Here is a 19,054-nt window from a genome sequence, read left to right on the forward strand (position 1 = left end):
GTTTTTTCAGCTTCGGCAAAAGCCCGGTTAGAGGTTTGATTATTGCATTGCGGTCGTCTTTCCTACCGGCATGAAAATTGGTTCAATTGCCATCGTGGGGGCAGGAGCAGTCGGAAGCTATTACGGTTGCCGGATTGCGCAGGCGGGTCATGAGGTTCGGTTTCTCTTGCGATCGGATTACGAGGTGGTGCGGGAGAAGGGGTTTGTGCTCGAGAGTTCGGCGGGCGATTTTCAAATTGCCGAGCCTGCGGTCTTTCGCGATTCAACGGAGCTCGGTCCGGTAGACCTCGTGATCGTGGCGTGGAAGGCGACAGCCAATGCCCATGCCGAAGAGGTGATTGCGCCCCTCCTGCACGAGGAAACCCGTATTCTGACTTTGCAAAATGGGCTGGGGAATGTGGAGCTGTTAGAGGGCTTGTTCGGTAGGGGGCGGGTGTTGGGTGGGATCTGCTTTGTATGCATCAATCGTTTGGCGGCGGGACACATTTCCCATACGGGTGGCGGGCTGGTGACCATTGGAGAGCCAGCGGAAACAGGGGTCTTGCAGGAGGTGGCGAGCCTGTTTGGCGACTTGGTAGAAATGACAGTGGTTGATGATCTCGCCTTGGCCCAGTGGCGCAAGTTGGTCTGGAACATTCCGTTCAACGGTCTTTGTGTCACGGAGGGGGGAATTGATACCGAGGAGTTGCTGTCCAGACCCGGCAAGGAAGGTGAGGTATTGGCGACTATGAAAGAGGTTCAGCTGGCGGCGCGGGCCCTGGGGCATGAGATACCGGATGACTTTTTGAGCAATCAGATTGAGCGCACCAAGCCGATGGGCCCCTACAAGCCCTCCAGTATGTTGGATTACGTCAACGGTCATCCTCTGGAGGTCGAAGCCATTTGGGGCGAGCCCATGAGACGGGCGGAGAAGGCGGGGGTGGCCGTGCCGCGCATCTCCGCACTTTACCACCGGATTCTAGAGCTGGACCGCCAGAGGTAGAAGAATCTCTGCCACCTTTTACCATTGCGGGTAAGGCAAAGAGTGGAAGACTACCGCCGTGGAAATTCTGATAAATAGTGGCTGGGTAATCCTGGGTCTGGTGTTGCTCTATTATGGAGCGGAGTGGCTGGTAAAAGGAAGTGGTGAGTTGGCCCTGCGGATGGGCATCTCGCCCCTCATTGTCGGGTTAACGGTAGTGGCCTTTGGGACCAGTGCGCCCGAACTACTGGTGAGCGTGAGCGCCAACATGAAGGACCCGCCGCAGGGCGACATTGCGCTCGGCAATGTCGTAGGCTCGAATATTTGCAACCTTGCGCTGGTGCTGGGGATTGCGGCTTTAATGCGTCCCTTCTCCATTCACAAGCAGGTCTTGCAGCGGGAGATGCCCATTCTGCTCATTGCCACCGGGGTCTTTGTCGTGATGTTGCTGGATGGCCATGTCGCCCGTTGGGAAGGGGCTCTTCTCGCCCTGGGGGTCGTGCTCTACACTGTGAGTAGTATCTGGCGGGGCAAAAAAGGGGAGGACGTCGACATCGACATCGACCTTTCGGAAGAAGAAATCGCGGCGTTGAAGTCTGGAGGAAAGATTCTCCTTTTAAAGGATCTCGCCTTGATTGCTGTCGGCTTGGCGGCCTTGGTTTTTGGAGCCAACCGTCTGGTGGCTGGCGGAAGTAATATTGCTCTGGAGTTGGGGGTTCCCGCAGCGGTCATCGCCCTGACCCTCGTTGCCTTTGGAACATCCTTGCCGGAGGTTGCAACCGTGGTGGTTGCAGCCTTGAAGGGCGAGGGAGACCTCGTGGTGGGAAATGCGGTCGGTTCGTGCATCTTCAACCTTTTGGCGGTGGTTGGCATCACGGCCTCGATAGCTCCTTTGGCGGCTGGCTCATTGGAGATGACGGATTTGGCGGTGATGACCGGGGTGACGGTGCTGCTCTTTCCCTTCATGCTCACGCGGCGGGCCCTCTCTCGATTGGAAGGGGGAATCCTTCTGGGAGGTTACCTCGTTTATGTCGTCTTGCTTTTCTTCCGTTAAGATTGACAGAACGGAAGGAGGTCGCTTCGTATAGCCCCCTCGATTATGAAAAAATTATTTTGCGCAATCCTTCTAGGTTCTTTTCTCGCTACCGGCTCGAGTTCCGCTGACGATACTCCTTTGGCCGAGAAGATGGATGAGGTGAGCGGTAGCCTCAAAATGCTTCGCCGGGCCAAGGACGACTATGCGCAGTGCCTCAAGCTGGTTCGGGAAGCGCAGAGCAAGCTCTTGGAATGCTTTGCCTATGTTCCCGTGCTTGTGGAGAAAATGCCGGAGGGCAAGGAGAAGGAAACCGCGATCGCCAATTACAAGAAGACTTTGGCTGCTTCCTATCAGACTCTCTGCGACCTCGAAATTGCGTATCTCTCCGAAGATGTGGATAAAATCGACGATGCCATGGATGCTGTGAAAGCTTCCCGCAAAGACGGCCACGAAGTCTACATCGAAGAAGAAGGTTAGACCTTGATTCTTTTTGAGCGGGTTTCTTCACAAAGAAGAATGAAGGAACCCGCTCCTTCCAACCGTTCCTTAGGAATGGTTTCACGCATTCTGTATTTATTTTTACTGGGCTCTCTGGCCTTATCCGCCGCCGATCCTGTGCCGACGGCGGATACTTTGGGACGACTGGACGGGGCTCCTGAGGGAAAGGTGAGCCGTTTGGTTTGCCAGTCGAAAGTCTATCCGGGCACAATTCGGGAGTATTTCCTCTACGTTCCCGCCCAGTATGACGGCAGCAAAGAGGCGGCAGTGATGGTTTGTCAGGATGGGCACACTTTCCTGAAGCCCGATGGTGATTTCCGGCTCCCCCTGGTCTTTGACAACCTGATTCACAAAGGCGAAATGCCCGTCACGGTGGCGATTCTGATCAATCCGGGGGTGTTTGCCGAGGAGCTGACCGAAGCTCAGACTTGGAAGACTCCTAAAAATGCCCGATCCAATCGCAGCGTCGAGTACGACACCCCCGATGGGACTTACGCCAGATTTCTGGAGACTGAGATTTTTCCTGAAGTGGCGAAACACGTGAAGATTTCGTCCGACCCGGCTCGCAGGGCCATTTGCGGCAACAGCTCCGGAGGAATTTGCGCCTTTACCGCAGCATGGGAGCGTCCGGATCTATTCGGAAAGGTGGTTAGTCACATTGGTAGCTTCACCAACATTCGCGGAGGCTACCACTATCCCTCCCTCATCCGGAAAACTGAGAAGAAGCCCATTCGCGTTTTCCTGCAGGATGGGAGTGGTGATTTGGATAATGCGCACGGGAATTGGTGGCTCTCCAATCTTCAGATGGAAGCGGCCTTGAAATTCGCGGGCTGGGATTACAAAACAGTGTGGGGTGACGGCGGCCACAGCGGGCAACACGGTGGGGCGATCTTTCCCGACACCCTCCGCTGGCTTTGGCGAGATGTCCGTTGAAAATTGGATTTTTCTCCTATGTTTCGGGAGGGGTAGCGAGCTTAGAATCAGACGATTGGAAAGGAGGAGCTCAGAGACGGATGCGATTGCATCCGGAGTGGAGTAGGGGGTGGTAGTGCTGAAAACAGATTTTCAGGAGCGTTTTCTTGCCATGATCACTGGAGTTGTCATCATAGCGGGAGCACACAAAAATACATTCATGCAAGAAGCTACCCAAGAGAACGCATTTGGCGAAGTCAGCGCCGCAGAACTGGCCCCCGCCGTCCAAGGCTACTGGAAAAAGGCGCAAGAGTCTTTGCAGATTGGAAACCACAAATATGCGGTAACCCTTTTACAGGCGATTATGAAGGAGGCCCCCGGCTTCCTGGATGGGCGAAAGGCTCTTCGTCTCGCCGAAGGTGAGCTGACGGGAGGCCCCAAGAAGAAGCGGGGACTTTTCGGTTCCAATGTCGGCGCGGGAAGTCCTTCCGTGTCCAAGAAGTATCTTGCGCAAGCGGACAAGGATGGCAACGCGGCCCTGCAGGCGATTGAGAAGGAATTGGAGAAGGATCCCTACAGCGTTTCGTTCAACGAGGCTCTCCACGATGTCGCGGCCAAGTTGGGCATGAGCGAGACTGCGGTATTCGCCTTGGAAACCGTCCGCAAGGTCTTTCCTGAAGAGGGAAAAATGATGCACAAGTTGGCGGAGTTTTATCTTTCCCAAGAGCGTGCCTTGGAAGCCGCCGCAGTTTACGAAGATATCGTGAAGGCAAATCCTGCTGACATCGATGCGGTTAAGTTGGCCAAAGACTGCACCGCGCGGGCGTCCATGCTTTCCAATCGGAACGAAGCTGGTGAACTGGAGCTGAAGCAAAAGGATTCCGGTGAGACCCTTGCGCTCGAGCAGGCCAATCGCACGGCTCTGACCCGTGAGCAGACCGAGGCCAAGCGTGATGACCTCGCCGCCAAATATGCCGCGGATCAAAATAATCTGGCCGTGGTGCGTGACTTGGCTGCAGTCTACGAAAACCTGGAAGATTGGGAGAACGCCCATGTGTTCTACGACTGGGGTTACCAGATCAGCAACAACGACGTCGCGTTAAAGGCGAAGGCTGGCAAGATGAAGGACAAGGCTGCCGAAGCGCGGTTGGATGACCTTCGGAAGAGAGTGGCGGCCAATCCCGACGATGCTGCTGCGGTCCAGGAGTTGGAGGAATTCCAGAGCGCGCTCAGCGCGGCTCAGGTTGAAGAGCGGATGGCTCGGGTTGAAGAGAACCCGACGGATCCAGCTCTCCGCTTTGCCTTGGGTGAAGCTCTTTACCACGCCGGGCAATACAAGGAGGCAATCAAGCACCTTCAGCAGGCGACTCGCAACCCACACATCCGGACCAAGGTTCTAGTGATGTTGGGACGGACTTTCGACCAAATGGGAATGGCGGACATGGCTATCAACCGCTTTGCCGAGGCCAATGCCGAGCTCAAGCAGATGGATGCGACCAAGAAGGAAGTTCTCTACGAATTGGGCCTGATTTACGACAAGCAGGATCAAAAGGACAAAGCGATCGAGTCCTTCAAGCAGATTTACGAAGTAGACTACGGTTATCGCGATGTCGCGGAACGAGTCGAGTCGGCCTATGGCAGTTAGACCATTGGCAGAGTGAAGAAAATCAAACCTTGAAACCACAAGAGGCTCCGTTCGCGGAGCCTCGTTTCGTTTGGGGTGGAGTCGAAAGGCTGGCTTCCCGGGAAGCTGGGCCGTCCGCAAGTTAGGCCGAGGGCTTCTTGGAAGGAGGATTGGTGAGCAGGTGCTCGATGTCCTCCTTGCGGAGCTCTTCGGTTTCTCCCATAGGCAGTTCTCCCATGGTTAGAGAGCCGACCCGGGTGCGCACCAGTTTGGTGACTCGCAATCCGAGGGTTTCCAGCATGAGGCGGATCTGGCGCTTCATGCCGCTCTCGAGAATGATGACCATGCGGCGCGCCGAGTGACGACGGGCAAACTTGGCCTTGGCTTGCCCTTCGGGGGTGTGAACTCCCTTGACGAGTTGCAAGAGAACCTGGGGTTCGAAGTTCTGGTCGACGGTGACGAGATATTCTTTTTCCAGTTTTTTGGAAGGGTGGGTGAGCTTTTGCGCCAGGTCACCATCGTTGGTCAGGATGAGCAGGCCCTCGGAATCAAGGTCCAGTCGTCCCACGTGCTTGAGATGGTGATACTTGTAGGGCAGCAGGTGATAGATTGTGCGTCGGTCGCGCTCGTCGCTGCGGGAGCAAACGACTCCCCGGGGTTTGTGGAAGGCCACAACCAGAATAGACCGGCGGGAAAGAACCTTGCGTCCCAGTCGAACGGTGTCCTCGTCGGTTACCCGGGTAGCGGGGCTCTCCGTGATGGAACCGTTCACACTAACCTGACCCTCCTGAATGATCCGGTCGGCCTCGCGGCGGGACAGATCGGTGCATGAGGCAACAAACTTATTGAGGCGAATTTCTTCCATCTACGTAGCGACAAAAAAGCGGAACCACTCGGGTTCCGCTCAGATAATTTAAAATCAAGATTAGAGAATTAAGCTTCGCCCTTGGTCTTTGGAAGACCGATTGGGCTTTGACCTTCTTTCCATTGGCCGCGCTCGCGCAAAACTTTAATACGTTCGAAACGCTTCATTACGGAGCGTTTTCCACCTGCGGTACTGGCTGCTTTAAGACTGTTGTGCTTGGACATGAGAGATTCGGGCTGTTCTGGGGGGCGGGAAACTAAGAGCTTTGTGCGCGCTTGGCAAGAAGGAATCTTGTCGATATTTGACAGGCCTCGAGAAGGGCCAAAAGCCCCTAGTTGAGGGATTTGAGGTAGGCGAGGAGCTGATCCACCTGTTCGTCACTCAGAACGGTGGCGTAGGGAGGCATCGCCGGGGCGTAACCCTTCACCACTTTGGCGGTGGAGTGCAGGATGCTTTCGCGAAGATAGTTCTCATCTGCCACCAACGAGGAACCATCCTCGAAGACGCGCTCTTTCCCCATGATTCCATGCAGGCTGGGGGCAATGGTGCCGTCTTGCGGAAGGTGGCAGGCGTTGCACCCGGTGGAGGTGAAGACCTTTTGGCCGGCGGCCGCTTCGGGAGTCATTGACTGGGCCTCGCTGGCTTTCCCCTGATTGATGAGAAGCGCGACGAGACCCGCGCCCACGACGAAGGTGACACCGAGCAGTTCTTTCCAGCGGGGAAGGGAGTGGTAGCAGTTCATCAGGTGCTTGATGAGCGCCAGCGTGATGATGGCCACTGCCGCGATGGCAATCTTGTTGGGGCTTCCGTAGGTGGAGGGGAAGTGGGCGCTTAGCATCAGGAAGATGACGGGGAAGGTGATGTAGTGATTGTGGGTGGAGCGAATCTTGGCCTGCTTGCCGAGTTTGAGGTCGTGCGGTTTTCCTTCCTTCAGGGCAGTCATCATCTTGTCCTGATTGATCATGATGTGGAAGAAGACGTTGGCGCTCATCATCGTTCCCATCATGGCTCCCATTTGGAGGAAGACCGCGCGCCCGTTGAAAATGGTGTCGAGCCAGAATCCGTAGGCGATGAGCCCGGCGAAGGAGATGATGATGCCGAGCAGTTCCTTGTTTCGGACCGGGCTGCGCCAGAGGAGATCGTAACAGAGCCAGCCGCCCACCAAAGATGCGAAGCTGATGACCCCGCCCATGTAACCCGGCAGGTCGGTCTTGACTGGGTCGAGAAGCAAACTGCCGCCACGCGTGTAGAAGAGGGAGACGAGGAGGATAAACCCGCTGAGCCAAGTGGTGTAGGACTGCCACTTGAAGATGTGGAGGCGCTGCGGGATCTCCTTGGGGTCGATGATGCGCTTTTGCAGGAAGAAGATTCCGCCCCCGTGCAGCATGTTCATGGAACCCAAGGACTCATCACCGTCTTCCTCGTTGCGCCTCAGATTGAGTTCAAACCAGGTGAAAAGAAGCGAGTTGCCGATCCACATGATGGCCGCCACGACATGAATCATGCGAAAGGTGATGTTAAAGAACTCAATCACGGGAATGATTCTGCCCGTTTTCTTGCGGAAAAGAAAGCCTGCAAGGCGTCGGTGATTTCGGAAGTGAATAGGGAGCGCTCCGAATGAGAAGAGGTCCAGTTAGACGGGAAAATCAAAGAAGGGTTGGAAGTGAGAAAGGTGGCGGCGAAGGAAGGTGCTCGTGGTCCCTGTTAGGAGCATGGCTCTAGGTTTTTTCCTCTTTCCAAGAGAGGGGGCGATGGTCAGAAGTAGGTCATGGTGAGCTTGGAACTGAGGAACGTCTGGAAGCGCTTTGGAAAGCAGGATGTTTTGAGCGGCGTCAATTGGCAGGCTTCGGGAGGGGAATTGGTTGCTCTCATGGGAGTGAACGGGGCGGGAAAAACCACCATGCTGCGGGTGATGTCAGGAATGGTGGGGGCCGAATCCGGTGAGGTCTTTATCAATGGAAAGCACTTCACCCGCGATGATGTCGAGCTGCGGAGACAATTCTTTCTTCTCGGCGATGAGCCCGCGCTCATTCCCCAGGGCAGCGCCATCATGAACCTCGCCACGATGGCGAAGCTCTGGCAAATCGATAGACCTAATCTGGAAGAGGTCGCCGCCGAGTGGATGGATCGCTTCGGTGTTCTCTCTCTGCGGGAAAAGCCGGTGAGCGAGCTCTCGCGTGGTCAGCGATATAAGGTCGCCCTCGTCATCCTCGCGACTTTACGTCCACCGATTTGGTTGATGGACGAGCCCTTCGCTTCCGGCATGGACGCCCAGGGTTTGCGGACTTTGCGCCAGCTGATTCGGGAAGGTCTGGAGGAAGGGGTGTTGGTGGTCTTTTCGACCCAACTCATTGAGATGGTGCGGGGCTTTGCCGGTCGCGTGACGGTGGTGAGCGGAGGAGTGATTCTCCACAATGGCACCGTGCCCGAGCTGGAGGAGAAGGCGCGCGCAGGGGATCCCTATCTCGCGATGCTGATGGATTGAAAACGGGATGTTTGGCTATCTCACATTGCGAGACAACGAGCGCGAAAAGCGGTTTCGGCGGGCCATGGTGATTCGGGGGCAAGGGGTACCTGCGGAAGGCGAGCCTTGGATTCGGGTGATACCTTGGATCCGACTTTTGCTGGGGATTCCGTTTTCAATCTTTCTTGGACTGATTTGCATAGGATTGGTTCCCGCCTGGATTTGGGGAGGGGGAGCGGCCCTTTCAGATTTTCGCCTGACCGCGCTTGGCGTGTTTGTGGCGGGCTTCCTTGTCAATTGGGTCGGGCACCGCATGCTTCAGCCGAGGGAGGGAGAAATCCTGGCTTCGACTCCAGCGCGGGACATTCTCGTTTGGCGGCATAATTTTTGGTCTCTTCCTCGAATCCTATTGGGTCTTTGGGCTGGGATACTGATTGTTTATCTCTTCCGTGATTCGGATTTGCGAACTACCAATACGTTTGGCGGGCTCTTGGTAGATTCCCTTTTTAAATCCACTGCTTGGATCCTGCTTCCGCTTTTCGGCGTGGCTTGGCAGTTCTTTCGCCGGGGAGGTGCGGGATCGGCTATGTTGTTCACTGGCATCCTGTTTGGGGTGGCTCTTTTGCTCGCGCCATTGCTGAGCCTTTTCATCAAACCAGGGTCATCTCTTGAGAGCTGGAATTTTGAGGCAATTCGGAAGCTGCTTCCGGTTTCGTGGCTGTCAGAGGGCCCTGCGGGATGGATTTTGTTCTCACTTGGCAGTGCCTGGGTTGCGATGCAGTGGCGGAACGCCCGAGCGTGCTTTCGGCTGCGAGATACCTGGGCGGCGGTGATGGCAGCCCCTGCAATTTCGCATGCTGAGCCCAGCGCATCCGCACCTCAAGCTGCTCGTCTCCAGGCTACGAGCGAGCAGAAAAGACCGCGAGTCTTGGGCAATTTTCCCGATCGTTTCTTTTCTCTCTTGTGGACTCAAGAAGAGAAAGCAGTGGCAAGAGCCTTGGGTTTTCGGGTGCCGGTGAAAAGTATTGCGAAGCCGTTTCTCGCGCTCTTGCTACTTCCGGTTCTCGGTTGGCTTGCCGAGTTCTCTACTTTGTCAGAGAAATACCCTGAATTCGTTCTTCCGCTCACTCTCACCGTTCTCGGCGTCATCTGGTTGCTCTTGTTGCGGGGATGGCAGAGTCGCGTGATCGCCTGCGCTTTTCAGAAATTCTCCGGGGGAGGACCTCGGCGAGTGATGGCGATGGGTGCTCTTCCCATTGCGGAGCCTCAGATGTTCTGGATGTATTGGAAGGAGTTTCTCCTTTCCCGGGTGCTGGTGATTCCGGTGCAGGTTCTGGTGCTGTTGCTTGCAGCCAAGGTGCTAAATGCTCAGCTCCAGGCGCGGGAGGGGTTTGTGATCTTCGTGATGTTAGGGCCGGCTCTGTTTCTCAATAGCCTGACCACTTGGGCCGGATTGCTCTGGCAAGGAATCGAACTGTTTCCCGACACGCTGTTAGGAATCATCAAATCGTTTGCGACGAAGTTTGCCTACTCCATCCCCTTGATTGCGCTGGTCATTCTTTCTTTCTGGACCGGGGGCGAGTGGCTTTACGGGGATCACAGTGCCACGGGCTTTGTGTTGTCGGCGAGTTTTCTCACCGCATGGTGCTTCGGGGCCTGCTGGTTGATGCGCCGCGTGTATGCGCAGGGCAAAGGCAGCCTCATGGTGGTTCCTCCCAAGCGAAAGTCGTTCACCATCACTCTGAAGTAGAAATCGTATGAGCCAGCCATCCCGAATAAAAGATTCAGCGCGCGAGGGGCGCTTGCGGCGGGCGATGTTGCAGGTCGCTCAGGGAATTCCTGCAGAAGGGGAACGTTGGATGCGCTTTCGCTCGGTGGTTCGATTCCTCATCTGGACGCCGTTTGTCCTGTTGTTTGGGGGGCTGCTTTTGGCTCTGGGTCCCCAGAATTTTTGGATGGTGAATCCGGTCTTGGGCGAGCTTCGCATCCTTTCCTTTGGGGTGCTCATTGCGGGGATTCTCATTCTTTGGGTCGGTTCCCGGCTCTTGCTCCCACGTGATGGGGCGACCCTGCTTTTCACTCCGGTCTCGGAGGACTTGGTCTGGCGTCATTCCTTTCGGGCATTTCGTTACGTCGTTCTGGGACTGTGGCTGTTGGGGACTTGGATTTTTGTCTCGGGTGATCTGGGATGGTTTCAATCGGCTCAGATGTCGGCGGGGTGGCTGCTGATTCCTTTGGCTGGGGTGTGCTGGCAGTTGCAGAATCGCGGGCGGGCAGGGAAGTCGGTGCTGTTGTGGGGGATCGTTCTTTTGGTTCTCTCATTTGTTTTTCCGCTCGCGGATTTTTCGTTGCCGGAGATTGAGTTGGAAGAGGTTCTTGGTTTCGACGCCCTGATTCCTTTTCTGCCCAGTGCCTGGCCTCAGCTGGGGGTCTTCTATTACCTGTTTCTTGCGGCAGCTTATGGTTTCACGGTTTGGGCCTGGTGGCGCACTCGAACACATTTCCGTTTTCGCCAAACCCAAGTAGCGAGAGTGCTGTTGACCGCAAGACCCCCGGATGAGGATGTTGTGGAAACCACAAACTCGCCGCCACTCCCTCTCGAGAAATCAGCTCCGCGCACACATGCCTTTTTTGCGCGAATCTTTAATGAGAAAGAGCGCGACTTGGCAGAGACCTTGGACCTGCGGTGGCCAGCGAGCTTTTTTCTCAGTCCTCTTCTTTGGTTTCTGGCTCTCACTGCGCTGGCCGTGGGGTTGCTCAGCTCAGGATGGGTCTTGCAAGATATCGTGCCTTGGTTCGAACCTTCAAAAATGATTGAGGGGATCGAGAGTGGTTCTCTCTGGTGGGTGGTTTATATCCTTCTTTTTGTTTTTCCCGCTGCGGATTGGAGCCGGGTGGCGCTGGTTGCTTTCCACAAGTTTTCGGCGGGCGGCCCTCGCCAAGTGGCTTTGCTGGGCGTCTTTCCCGTGTCGGAACGTCGGCTCTACACGATGTTGTGGAAAGAATGGCTATTGCTTCGCTCTCTCAAATTTCCCGCTCTCATTGCCCTGTTGTTTGTGCTGAAGATTGCTTTGGAGCTGTCTTGGGATGGGGTCTTCGCGAGTTTGTTGGGAATGGGCTATTTGATCTACCTCTTCGTCGGGCCGTGGGTGAAGTGGACGATGTCGCTTTGGCAAAGTCTGGAGCTGTTTCCGAAGGACCCGGTTGGAGAGGCTAAGAAATTCTGGAGTCACCTTTTCTACTGGGGGCCGCTCGCGCTCTTCGCTTTTGCGACGGTGGCGATGAGCGAGAAGTTTCTAGACGGGCGAACTCATCTGGCGTGGGTGATTCTGCCTGCGCTCTCTCTTCTGGTCTGGGCGGCGGGTTCCTGCTGGTGGGTGCGACGTCTTTATAATCAAAGCCGGGGCAGTCTCATCACCCTGCCTCAGGAGAAGAAGTCCTTTAGCTTTTCGAAGCGGTAGCTGGCTTGCTCAAGCACCCTTTTTGAACTAATTCGGCCCCGAGTTCTGTCCCGAATTTTGGTAAAAGGGGAAAGAATCCGGAATCAAGGGTTGAAAGCTTCGTGAAGATTCGCAATGTCACGGGACTCAATGCTGACGATCAAAAACCTCACCAAGGCCATGGGCGGGCGCACGCTCTTTCGCGAAGCCAATTTGACCGTAAACTGGGGCGAGCGCGTGGCTCTGGTTGGACCCAACGGCGCGGGCAAGTCGACCCTCTTTAAAATCATTCTCGATGAAGAGACCATGGACGAAGGCACCGTTGAGCGTGATGATTACGCCATCACTGGATTCCTCGCGCAGGAGGCGGGCGAGCCTACCGACGAGACGGTCCTGGAGATCGCGATGGGCATTGACGACGAGATGGTTTCCATCTTGCGCACCATCCGGGAGGGGGAGAGCACCGGGAAGATGGATACCCCCGAGTTTGCAAAAGCTCAGGACCGTTTTACCGAGTTGAATGGCTACGCGCTCGAGCCCAAAGCGAAGAAGATTCTTGCCGGTTTGGGCTTCAAGCAGGATGAGTTCGAAAAGTCCGCGCGTGAGTTCTCCGGCGGTTGGGTGATGCGTGCTCACATTGCCCGTCTCCTTGTCATGGAGCCCGACCTCCTGATGATGGATGAGCCGACCAACCACCTCGACCTCATGTCTTTGCTCTGGTTCCAGAAGTATTTGTCCAATTACCCGGGCGCGATTCTGATGATTTCCCACGACCGGGATTTCATGGATGGCCTGGTGGAGCAAGTGGTCGAAATCGACCCCGATGCCATGGAGTTGATTAGCTACACCGGCAACTACTCCAATTACCAGGAGCAGCGTCAATTGCGCTACGACCAAAAGGTGCAAGCCTGGCGCAATCACAAGAAGGAGATGGATCGCGTGCAGGAGTTCATCGACCGTTTCCGCAACGTGGGGTCAAAGGCCTCGCAGGTGCAGGACCGGATTCGTCAGCTGGAGAAGATGAAGGAGAAGATGCAGAAGCCACGTGCGCCACGTAAGGTCTTCAAATTCAATTTCCCCGAGCCGCCACGTTCGAACCAGAAGGTCGTTGAGTTAGAGAAAATCAAACAAGCCTATGGCGAGAAGGTGATTTATGACGGTCTCGACCTGACCCTGGAGCGGGGTGAGAAGATTGTTCTGGTGGGGCCGAACGGGGCGGGTAAATCGACTTTGCTGAAAATCATTTCCGGTCACCTCGAGTTTCAGGGCGGTGAGCGTAAGGTCGGGTATGCGACCAAGATGGGTTACTTTTCCCAGCACCGGATTGATTCCCTCAATGAGGACAATACCGTGCTCGATGAGGTCATGGCGGCGAACAAGACTTTGGCAGAAGATGAGGTGCGGGCTGTGCTCGGTTCCTTCCTTTTCCGTCGCTCCGATGTCGACAAGCGGATTCGCGTTTTGTCTGGGGGAGAGAAGTCCCGCTTGAACCTGGTGAAGTTTCTCGTCGACCCGCCCAACTTGCTGCTGATGGATGAGCCGACGACCCACCTCGATATCAACTCGATTGATGCTTTGGTGCAGGGCTTGAAGAAATACACGGGGACTCTCGTTTTCATCTCGCACGATGTTCACTTCATTCGCTCGCTGGCGGAAACGACGCTGCACATTAACAATGGAACAGTCACTCGTTACACGGGTGGTTACGACTACTTCATTGAAAAGAGCGGTCTCGATGACGACCGCGCCGCAGTGACTGCGGAGTAGAGGAGCATGGACATTCCTGTCCATGAGCAGAGCTCCGGGGAGTTAGAACTTACTTTGAGACTCTTCGGTTCTTACGATTCGATGTGGACGGACCGTCCTAGGGACAGAAATGTCCCAGCTCCAGCAGGTAGGGCTGTTTTGCTAAAACAGCCGCGAATGTTGTGGGAAGGTCTTTGAGCTAACGCCTTTCGTCCGCGGGAGAGCTGTTCGAGCACGCCAGAACTCTCGCGGTCCTTTTGTCAAAAGGTCCCTACCGGCGTGGGTCGAGGGTTGTTGAGTGGGGCTTGATTTTGGTTGGGGGTCTTCACTCTTCGATTCGAGGTGGCTGCGAGGTTGAGCAAGCAAGCTTTGCTCTTCCCGTGGGGGTGAAAGAACGAAGCCATCCACCCCAGAGCGGCAGCAAGCGGCGCGCACTCCAGAAGGACCCTTGGCCGGACCGCGAGTGCCCCCACTCGCCCCACCGAATCGTCTCGTCCAAGCAATGAAATGTCGTTGAGCCAATCGAGAGACGTCACGCGGTAGGGCTGTTTTGCTAAAACAGCCGCGAATGTTGTGGGAAGGTCTTTGAGCTAACGCCTTTCGTCCGCGGGAGAGCTGTTCGAGCACGCCAGAACTCTCGCGGTCCTTTTGTCAAAGGGTCCCTACCGGCGTGGGTCGAGGGTTGTTGAGTGGGGCTTGAGGTGATTGGGCATCTTCACTCTTTGCTTCGAGGTGGCTGCGAAGTTGAGCAAGCAAGCTTTGCTCTTCCCGTGGGGGTGAAAGAACAAAGTCATCCACCCCAGAGCGGCAGCAAGCGGCGCGCACTCCAGAAGGATCCTTGGCCGGACCGCGAGTGCCCTCACTCGCCCCACCGAATCGTCTCGTCCAAGCAATCAGATTTCGTAGAGCCAATCGAGAGACGTCCCGCGGTAGGGCTGTTTCGCCGAAACAGCCGCGAATGTTCGGGGAAGGTCCTTGAGCTAACGCCCTTCGTCCGCGGGAGAGCTGTCCGAGCACGCCAGAACTCTCGCGGTCCTTTTATCAAAAGGACCCTACCGGTGTGGGTCGAGGGTGGTTGGGTGGGGCTTGAGTTGGTTGGGGGTCTTCACTCTTTGCATCGAGGTGGCCGCGAGGTTGAGCAAGCAAGCTTTGCTCTTCCCGGGTGGGTGAAAGAACGAAGTCATCCATTCCAAAGCGGCAGCAAGCGGCGCGCACTCCAGAAGGATCCTTGGCCGGACCGCGAGTGCCCTCACTCGCCCCACCGAATCGTCTCGTCCAAGTAATCAGATGTCGTTGAGCCAATCGAGAGACGATTAGCGGTAGGGCTGTTTTGCCAAAACAGCCGCGAATGTTGGGGGAAGGTCCTTGAGCTAACGCCCTTCGTCGGCGGGAGAGCTGTTCGAGCACGGCAGAACTCTCGCGGTCCTTTTATCAAAAGGACCCTACCGGCGTGCCTCGAGGGCTGAATCCCTTATGGCACGGGGACTTTGGAGAGGAGGCGGGTGACGAGGGTGTCGGTCGAGATGTTTTCGGCTTCGGCCTCGTAGGAGAGCAAAATCCGGTGGCGCAGAACCTCGGGCGCGAGGGTCTTGACGTCCTGCGGAGTGACGTAGGCCCGGGAGTTCATGAAGGCGTTGGCCCGGGCGGTGAGCGCGAGGTTGATGGTGGCTCGGGGGGAGGCACCTGCCCGAATCAAGGGCGTGAGACCTTGGTCATACTTTCCGGGCGAACGGGTGGCGTGAACGAGGTCCACGATGTATTCCCGAACGGCAGGATCGATGTAAATCTTGTCTAACAAGGCCCTGCTGGCGGCCAGTTGATCCGGGTGGGCCACTGCGCTGACGGCAGGGGGCTTGGCAGTGTTGGCCATCAGGTCGAGGACTTTCATCTCCTCTTCCTTGCTTGGATAATCGACGAGAACTTTCAGGAGAAAACGGTCCAACTGTGCCTCGGGAAGAGTGTAAGTCCCTTCTTGGTCGATGGGGTTTTGGGTGGCAAGGACGAGGAACGGTTGGGGCAAAGGATAAGTGGTGTCGCCGAGGGTGACCTGGCGCTCCTGCATCGCTTCCAAGAGTGCGGCCTGCACCTTGGCTGGGGAGCGGTTGACCTCATCGGCCAGCACCAGGTTGGCAAAAATGGGTCCGAGCTTGGGATCGAATTGCTGGGCCTGTTGGTTGTAGATGAGGGTTCCCAACAAGTCGGCTGGCAGGAGGTCGGGCGTGAACTGAATCCTCGAGAATTGAAGCTGAAAACAGGAGGCGAGAGTGTTGACGGCCAAAGTTTTTGCCAAGCCGGGCAAGCCTTCCAGAAGGATGTGGCCATTGCAGAGGAGGCCGAGAAGGAGGCGGTCCACTAGTTGATGTTGTCCGATCAACACGCGGGACATTTCCTGCCTGACATCCGCGATCCAGCGGGAGGACTCGGCAATTTCGGTAGAGAGTTTCTGGGTGTCGGTATTCGTTTCAGACATTTCGTTGCGGTATGACTACAGGGAATCAGCGGCTACGTGAATCGGGAATGTCTGGAAATTTTGACAACAAAAAAGGCCGCCCGGTCGGGAACGGCCTTTTAGGAGAAATTTGCTTGGCAGCTAGTCGCAGGGCTATCGCACCCGCTCCCACGAACGGACCTTGTCATTTTCGAACCAAACCGTGCTGGAGCGAACGGGGACGTAGTCGATAGTGGGCCCAATCCCGAAACTACCGTAGCGACCATATCGGCCGTAACGCCCATAGCCGGAGCCAAAGTGACCGTAGAAAGAATTGCTGTAGACGGGATAAAGGCCGGTGTAGTCCCAGCGCATGGTGCTCTTGCCCTCGCTCTGGCCTTCCAGACGTCGGTCGGGTTCGCCAAGGGCCAGGAAGACGGCTCCGGGTGGCATTCCTTCTTCAATCTGACCCTGTGAGACCAGTTCTTGCTCCCGGGTGGTCAGGCTATTGTAGATTTGAGGGTTCTTTTCGATTCTGCCCGCAGTGTTGGTGGACCCGCAACTGGTAAGGAAAAGCACGGTTAGAAGAGAGGCTAGGGGAAGGATGAATTTCATAACAATAAACTAGACTGGATCCGGGTTCTGAAAAGTCAGAAAAAAGTGAGGCAAGACTTGGGAAAGATTCTTGCCAAAGTGCGTAAGAGAGGCGCTATTTACGCTCCAACCCCAAAAGAACAATGTCAGACGTACTCAAAGATAAGGAACTCGACCAAGCTCTCAAAAAATGTCCCGAATGGGAAGTGAGTGAGGATGGCAAGGAGATCAGCCGCACCATCGAATTCGAAGAGTTCACCGAAGCCATCGACTGTGTGAACGATATCGCGGAAATCGCGGAGGAAGCTCAGCATCACCCCGATTTCGACATTCGTTATTCCAAGGTCATCCTTCGTCTAACAACTCATGATGAAGGTGGAGTCACTCCGGCTGACATCGAGATGGCTGGCCGAATTGACAACCTGGTCGATTAAGATTCGGCTGCGCATACGAACTTTTTTTAAAGGCAGGGAGTAGCGACTCTGCCATACCCTTTTCGTCAAGGGGTGCAACGCCAGGCGAACACTAAAACGCGTTTTGCTGACGGGCGATGTCGTTTGCGGTGAGCCAGCCTAACAGCTTTTCCGGATCAGCGGGGCTGACCACGGGCACTTGCTGATAGTCGTTCTCGATCATCCGGTGGGCGGCGTCCCGAATCGTGGTCACCGGGGTCACCGAGAGAAGCTTTTGCCCGGTCAAGAGGGTGCTCAATTCGACTTCGGGTTCATTCTCGCGAAGCTCGTGATGGGTGATCACGCCGAGAAGTTTTTTCCCTTTGCCCACCACGGGATAGCCATGGAATCGTTTGTCCGCCTCACGAATCCGGCTCAGGCATTCGCCCACGGTATGAGACGCTTTCAGCTGAAAAACGTCGTGGGTCATGATGGCCTGCACGGGTAACTCGCGATAATCGCGCACCCCACGGTAGGCCGGAAGGGCGCGCAGGGTGATTCCGTCCTGCAGGAGGAGAGAGTTGTAGATCTCGATGGGGCGCAGTTTTTTCGAGATTTGCCAAGCCAGCATGTTGCCGGCCATCAAGGGCAGGATGAGGTCGTAGTTTCCGGTCATCTCGAAGATGATGATGAGCGAGGTGAAAGGGCAACCGATTACGGAGGCAAACATCGCTCCCATTCCTAACAAGACGCAGGCCCCAATAACCTTGTCGTCGGCGGGAAAGTGAGGAACCCAATTGCCCACGTGATGAAGGTGGGTGAAGCCGATGCCGACCAGCGCGCCTAACAGCCCGCCGAGAAAGAGGGTGGGGGAAAAGAGTCCGCCCGAGCCGCCGCTGGCATAGTTGAGAACGACTGCAAGGAACTTGAAGAGAAGCAGGGTGGCTAGAATCGGAACGGTGAGCTCGTTCTCGAAGGCCGCTTCGAGGCTTTCGTAGCCAATGCTGAAAACCGAGTGTTGGGCGTTGCCGAATCGACTGGTGAGAAAGTAGGCGCCGACCCCGAGAATCCCGCAACTGAGTCCGCCACTGGCTGGAAGCAACCACTTGGGAAAGGACTTTCGCCGTTTGAAAAATCCACGCAGCGCGAGAGTGGAAGAGGTGAAAATATGTCCGAGAAGCCCAGCTGCAATTCCCAAGGGCAAGGCAATCAGCATCCAGGCCGAGGTTTGGTAATCGGTCCGAAGATGGGCGGCGAGGATGGGGTCTTCGCCCAAAATACTGCGCGAGACGGCAGCAGCCACCACCACTGCAATGACCATCCCGCCGAGGGCCTTCATGGAAAAGTTGTCGAGCAATTCCTCGAACACGAAGGTGAGGGCCGAGAGCGGAGCGTTGAACGCGGCGGCGATCCCTGCCGCCATCCCCACCGGCAACATCGACTGCACCCGGCTGGCATCTTGAAAACCCCAACGACCCAGCCGCGAAGCAATCGCGGCGCTGATATGGACGGTCGGGCCTTCCCTCCCCAGGCTGTTGCCCAAACCAATATAAAGACTGCCCAAGATTAAGCGCAGGAGGCCCACGTAGCTGCGGATTTTTCCCCCCTTATTATAATAGGCGTATTTCGTCTGCGGAATGCCGCTGCCGATGGCTTCGGGGACGAATTTCTGACTGACGATGCCCACCAGCAAGCCGCCCAGAGTGGGGGCCGCGATCATCACGGCGATGAAAGTCTTGGGGTCCCGGCCTTGGGCAAAGTTCCAGAGAGCAGAGAAGAGGTGCTCGATGGCAAAGTGAAAAACAACCGCCGCCAAGCCGCAGAGAAGACCTGCGACGAGGCAAAGAATCAGGAAGCGTTGATTCACATTCAGACGGGCCCGCATCCAATCGGGAACTGTCTTTCGTGTCGCGTCTGCCATCGGGCCGCGGCTTTATCACAGCCCCGCAGCGAGTTCTAGCGGAGAACGGGGCTTTTTTTGTAGCGGTGGACTGGCCTCCTGTTGCTTGGGGGAAGCCGCGCATTTTTCGATTGAGGGAGAAGAATGGGGGACGCACTTCTCTTGACCTTACGCTTGAGAAGCTGGGAAATGGC

Annotated in this window: 16 protein-coding genes; 10 read left to right on the forward strand and 6 right to left on the reverse strand. The window is 56.0% G+C overall.

What is annotated here, in order from left to right:
* The first annotated feature begins 70 nt into the window (after nucleotides 1-70).
* The 5 genes from IE099_RS13715 to IE099_RS13735 all read left to right on the forward strand — a co-directional run bounded on the left by IE099_RS13715 (nucleotide 71) and on the right by IE099_RS13735 (nucleotide 5,052).
* Entirely contained in the window at nucleotides 71-982 is a 912-nt protein-coding gene (locus tag IE099_RS13715) for a 2-dehydropantoate 2-reductase (RefSeq protein ID WP_189570803.1), read from the forward strand.
* Nucleotides 983-1,040: 58 nt separating this feature from the next.
* The gene (locus IE099_RS13720) at nucleotides 1,041-2,015 is read left to right on the forward strand and encodes a calcium/sodium antiporter (protein WP_189570805.1); all 975 of its coding nucleotides are present in this window, start codon (nucleotides 1,041-1,043) and stop codon (nucleotides 2,013-2,015) included.
* A 45-nt stretch (nucleotides 2,016-2,060) separates the two neighbouring features.
* Nucleotides 2,061-2,474, forward strand: coding sequence for a hypothetical protein (locus tag IE099_RS13725; RefSeq protein WP_189570807.1), 414 nt, complete (start codon nucleotides 2,061-2,063; stop codon nucleotides 2,472-2,474).
* Nucleotides 2,475-2,549: 75 nt separating this feature from the next.
* Nucleotides 2,550-3,428 (forward strand): alpha/beta hydrolase, encoded by an 879-nt coding sequence (locus IE099_RS13730; protein ID WP_189570810.1) that lies wholly within the window; start codon nucleotides 2,550-2,552, stop codon nucleotides 3,426-3,428.
* 199 nt (nucleotides 3,429-3,627) lie between these two features.
* Nucleotides 3,628-5,052: a tetratricopeptide repeat protein gene (locus tag IE099_RS13735; protein ID WP_189570812.1), complete on the forward strand. Its 1,425-nt coding sequence runs from the start codon at nucleotides 3,628-3,630 to the stop codon at nucleotides 5,050-5,052.
* A gap of 121 nt (nucleotides 5,053-5,173) precedes the next feature.
* Here IE099_RS13735 and IE099_RS13740 read toward each other — a convergent pair whose 3' ends face one another.
* The 3 genes from IE099_RS13740 to IE099_RS13750 all read right to left on the reverse strand — a co-directional run bounded on the left by IE099_RS13740 (nucleotide 5,174) and on the right by IE099_RS13750 (nucleotide 7,430).
* Entirely contained in the window at nucleotides 5,174-5,896 is a 723-nt protein-coding gene (locus IE099_RS13740; RefSeq protein WP_189570814.1) for a pseudouridine synthase, read from the reverse strand.
* Nucleotides 5,897-5,964: 68 nt separating this feature from the next.
* Nucleotides 5,965-6,120: a small basic protein gene (locus tag IE099_RS13745; protein WP_189570816.1), complete on the reverse strand. Its 156-nt coding sequence runs from the start codon at nucleotides 6,118-6,120 to the stop codon at nucleotides 5,965-5,967.
* Nucleotides 6,121-6,227: 107 nt separating this feature from the next.
* Complete coding sequence (locus tag IE099_RS13750; protein WP_189570818.1) at nucleotides 6,228-7,430, reverse strand: urate hydroxylase PuuD; 1,203 nt, start codon at nucleotides 7,428-7,430, stop codon at nucleotides 6,228-6,230.
* Between the two features lie 234 nt (nucleotides 7,431-7,664).
* Between IE099_RS13750 and IE099_RS13755 the strand changes: the two genes are divergently transcribed.
* The 4 genes from IE099_RS13755 to IE099_RS13770 all read left to right on the forward strand — a co-directional run bounded on the left by IE099_RS13755 (nucleotide 7,665) and on the right by IE099_RS13770 (nucleotide 13,567).
* Nucleotides 7,665-8,381 (forward strand): ATP-binding cassette domain-containing protein, encoded by a 717-nt coding sequence (locus tag IE099_RS13755; RefSeq protein ID WP_189570820.1) that lies wholly within the window; start codon nucleotides 7,665-7,667, stop codon nucleotides 8,379-8,381.
* 7 nt (nucleotides 8,382-8,388) lie between these two features.
* Entirely contained in the window at nucleotides 8,389-10,110 is a 1,722-nt protein-coding gene (locus IE099_RS13760) for a hypothetical protein (protein WP_189570822.1), read from the forward strand.
* 7 nt (nucleotides 10,111-10,117) lie between these two features.
* Entirely contained in the window at nucleotides 10,118-11,821 is a 1,704-nt protein-coding gene (locus IE099_RS13765; RefSeq protein WP_189570824.1) for a hypothetical protein, read from the forward strand.
* Nucleotides 11,822-11,950: 129 nt separating this feature from the next.
* A complete protein-coding gene (locus IE099_RS13770) occupies nucleotides 11,951-13,567 on the forward strand; it encodes an ABC-F family ATP-binding cassette domain-containing protein (RefSeq protein WP_189570826.1) in 1,617 nt (538 codons plus the stop codon).
* Nucleotides 13,568-15,017: 1,450 nt separating this feature from the next.
* Here the strand turns inward: IE099_RS13770 and IE099_RS13775 are convergent.
* A complete protein-coding gene (locus tag IE099_RS13775; protein ID WP_189570828.1) occupies nucleotides 15,018-16,016 on the reverse strand; it encodes an AAA family ATPase in 999 nt (332 codons plus the stop codon).
* A gap of 132 nt (nucleotides 16,017-16,148) precedes the next feature.
* Nucleotides 16,149-16,589, reverse strand: coding sequence for a hypothetical protein (locus tag IE099_RS13780; protein ID WP_189570830.1), 441 nt, complete (start codon nucleotides 16,587-16,589; stop codon nucleotides 16,149-16,151).
* A gap of 122 nt (nucleotides 16,590-16,711) precedes the next feature.
* Here IE099_RS13780 and IE099_RS13785 point away from each other — a divergent pair, with 122 nt between their 5' ends.
* Nucleotides 16,712-17,002, forward strand: coding sequence for a 4a-hydroxytetrahydrobiopterin dehydratase (locus IE099_RS13785; RefSeq protein WP_189570832.1), 291 nt, complete (start codon nucleotides 16,712-16,714; stop codon nucleotides 17,000-17,002).
* Between the two features lie 91 nt (nucleotides 17,003-17,093).
* Here IE099_RS13785 and IE099_RS13790 read toward each other — a convergent pair whose 3' ends face one another.
* Entirely contained in the window at nucleotides 17,094-18,881 is a 1,788-nt protein-coding gene (locus tag IE099_RS13790) for a chloride channel protein (RefSeq protein ID WP_189570834.1), read from the reverse strand.
* Between the last annotated feature and the right edge of the window lie 173 nt (nucleotides 18,882-19,054).

The sequence above is a fragment of the Roseibacillus persicicus genome (assembly GCF_014651675.1).
Taxonomy (GTDB): domain Bacteria; phylum Verrucomicrobiota; class Verrucomicrobiia; order Verrucomicrobiales; family Akkermansiaceae; genus Roseibacillus; species Roseibacillus persicicus.

Bases quoted from the DNA above. Each gene is read 5' to 3' on its own strand.
- IE099_RS13715 (WP_189570803.1), top strand. From the start codon at position 71: ATGAAAATTGGTTCAATTGCCATCGTGGGGGCAGGAGCAGTCGGAAGC.
- IE099_RS13725 (WP_189570807.1), top strand. From the start codon at position 2,061: ATGAAAAAATTATTTTGCGCAATCCTTCTAGGTTCTTTTCTCGCTACC.
- IE099_RS13730 (WP_189570810.1), top strand. From the start codon at position 2,550: ATGGTTTCACGCATTCTGTATTTATTTTTACTGGGCTCTCTGGCCTTA.
- IE099_RS13735 (WP_189570812.1), top strand. From the start codon at position 3,628: ATGCAAGAAGCTACCCAAGAGAACGCATTTGGCGAAGTCAGCGCCGCA.
- IE099_RS13740 (WP_189570814.1), bottom strand. From the start codon at position 5,896: ATGGAAGAAATTCGCCTCAATAAGTTTGTTGCCTCATGCACCGATCTG.
- IE099_RS13745 (WP_189570816.1), bottom strand. From the start codon at position 6,120: ATGTCCAAGCACAACAGTCTTAAAGCAGCCAGTACCGCAGGTGGAAAA.
- IE099_RS13755 (WP_189570820.1), top strand. From the start codon at position 7,665: ATGGTGAGCTTGGAACTGAGGAACGTCTGGAAGCGCTTTGGAAAGCAG.
- IE099_RS13760 (WP_189570822.1), top strand. From the start codon at position 8,389: ATGTTTGGCTATCTCACATTGCGAGACAACGAGCGCGAAAAGCGGTTT.
- IE099_RS13765 (WP_189570824.1), top strand. From the start codon at position 10,118: ATGAGCCAGCCATCCCGAATAAAAGATTCAGCGCGCGAGGGGCGCTTG.
- IE099_RS13770 (WP_189570826.1), top strand. From the start codon at position 11,951: ATGCTGACGATCAAAAACCTCACCAAGGCCATGGGCGGGCGCACGCTC.
- IE099_RS13775 (WP_189570828.1), bottom strand. From the start codon at position 16,016: ATGTCTGAAACGAATACCGACACCCAGAAACTCTCTACCGAAATTGCC.
- IE099_RS13780 (WP_189570830.1), bottom strand. From the start codon at position 16,589: ATGAAATTCATCCTTCCCCTAGCCTCTCTTCTAACCGTGCTTTTCCTT.
- IE099_RS13785 (WP_189570832.1), top strand. From the start codon at position 16,712: ATGTCAGACGTACTCAAAGATAAGGAACTCGACCAAGCTCTCAAAAAA.
- IE099_RS13790 (WP_189570834.1), bottom strand. From the start codon at position 18,881: ATGGCAGACGCGACACGAAAGACAGTTCCCGATTGGATGCGGGCCCGT.